Origin of the sequence: uncultured Campylobacter sp., from assembly GCF_938045595.1 — a bacterium.
In the GTDB taxonomy this organism is placed as follows: domain Bacteria; phylum Campylobacterota; class Campylobacteria; order Campylobacterales; family Campylobacteraceae; genus Campylobacter_B.
Genome location: NZ_CALIBB010000144.1, coordinates 1 through 1842 on the forward strand (window position 1 = coordinate 1; position 1842 = coordinate 1842).

Annotated in this window: 1 protein-coding gene; it reads right to left on the reverse strand. The window is 37.5% G+C overall.

What is annotated here, in order from left to right; translation table 11 throughout:
* Nucleotides 1–358: 358 nt before the first annotated feature.
* A complete protein-coding gene (locus tag Q0340_RS06220) occupies nt 359–1582 on the reverse strand; it encodes an ankyrin repeat domain-containing protein (RefSeq protein WP_298082586.1) in 1224 nt (407 codons plus the stop codon).
* Between the last annotated feature and the right edge of the window lie 260 nt (nt 1583–1842).

The window sequence follows — 1842 nt, forward strand, 5'->3', positions numbered from 1 at the left end:
GGCGTGAGAGGCCAGCGTCCTAACCACTAGACGAGTGGGCCGCGAAATTAAAAATAAGATAATAGCGAAGTGTATATAAATTTTTGATTAAATTATATAATTTCAACAAAAATAATGCAAAATAAAATTTTTGCCGAAAACTTAAAGCTTTTTGGTATGGTCGCAAATCTTGGTAGCCTAGAGAGTCCGATCTGCCGCCCATTATAGGATGGCGCATAAATAAGTTCCGTCGTTGCAGCCATAAGCCAAATCGATATCATAAAAGCTTGCTGCGCATTGCTATCTGCATCAAAAACGCTAATAATTTAATCGCGCTGATTCAAAGCAAACGATAAAGAAGTCAAATTTAGCATAGCTTTTATTTGGCTTCTAGGCTTTTTAGATACTCATATACTCTTTTATCCTCATTTTTCCTTGCCCAATCCGATGGAGTTACGCTTTGGTTATGAGAACATCTAGCTTTTGGATCGGCGCCTCTTTCTACTAGATATTTTACGATTTCTAGACTATGAGAACTTGCCGCATAATTTACCATGGAGCAACCATCCCTATCCTTTGCTTTAAAATTTCCGCCGTATTTTTCTAAAAGCTTTACGAGCCTAAAACTCTTCTCATCGTCGTGTTGGCTTCCAAATACGCTCATCATCATTGCGCTATCAGTCAGTCTTTTTGCGCACTCTAGCATCGCGCGAAGCGAATTTTCGCTACCTAACATTACCGCCATTTCGATGGGAGTGGTATTTTCATGACCTTTAAAATTCGGATCGCCGCCCATTTCGCAGTATTTTTTAGCATCTTCGGCGTTGTCTGAATATGCCGTTTTGTGAAGCAGCGTTTGTATCTCATCCGCGCTCAAACTCTCTTCAGTCTTAGGCGTAACGAAAAAGTTTTTGTCGTAAATCTCCTTTAATGAATTTGTGCCGTAGTATTTACCCGGTTCGTCTTTAAAAATCAAATTTATACCATTTAAATCCGTAAGTTCTATAGAGTCGTTTGTTTTTAAATTTATTATCTTGTTGAAGTTAAAAACCAAATCATCCTTTTTGACCCCGCTATCAAAGATGAAAAAGTGACTAAACTCGTAAGGAAATTCGTTTTTGTATTCGGGGGTTGACGCCGGATTTATTCTAGAATCGCCGATTTCTATCTTATCGTGCCCCCATCTTTTGCCGAAGATAAATATATTCGTACCCCAGCTTTTTGAAATTTTATCATCGTTCTCGCCCATTACGAAGATATCGTTTCCCCATGGGTCTTTCACATCGCTTCTGCCGCCCGTCAAAATATAGACGTTGTTATTTCCGGGGCAAACTACAGAGTGCCTCGTATCGCTTTCGGCTATAATGATCTCGTCTGCGTTTTGGTTGCAGCGAGAATTTATATCCCAATATATGGTTTTGCTAAAATTTAAACTCACGTCTTCTAATACGGTGGTATCAAATCCTTGCGTCACTAAAATCTTTTTAGGAAAATATCCTTTCGCCTGCCCGTCTTTGATAAATTTTTCCAAGCTTTGAAAGTCGGTTATATTGCCTCCAAAACAGCCGCCAACCACCAAAAACAATATAACGATAAATCTCATACTTGCTTCTCTTTTCGAGATAAAATTTTAAAAATTATACAAAATTTGTAAGCAAAATTTACTAAAAACAGCTCAAATTTAAAAATCAAAGATAAGCGTTTTTAATGCTTATAGTAATGGCACTTGGATAGTTATAAATTTAAGCTGCTCCGCTGCTTTTAAATTTAAAAAGTTAAATCCATTTTAAACAGAATTTGCATAAAATCCCATTTCAAAAACGTATTATGCGAGCGGCGACGGCAAATTCAAGCATCATAACG

Excerpts from the sequence above, each read along its gene's own strand:
- Q0340_RS06220 (WP_298082586.1), bottom strand. The coding sequence starts at position 1,582 with ATGAGATTTATCGTTATATTGTTTTTGGTGGTTGGCGGCTGTTTTGGA.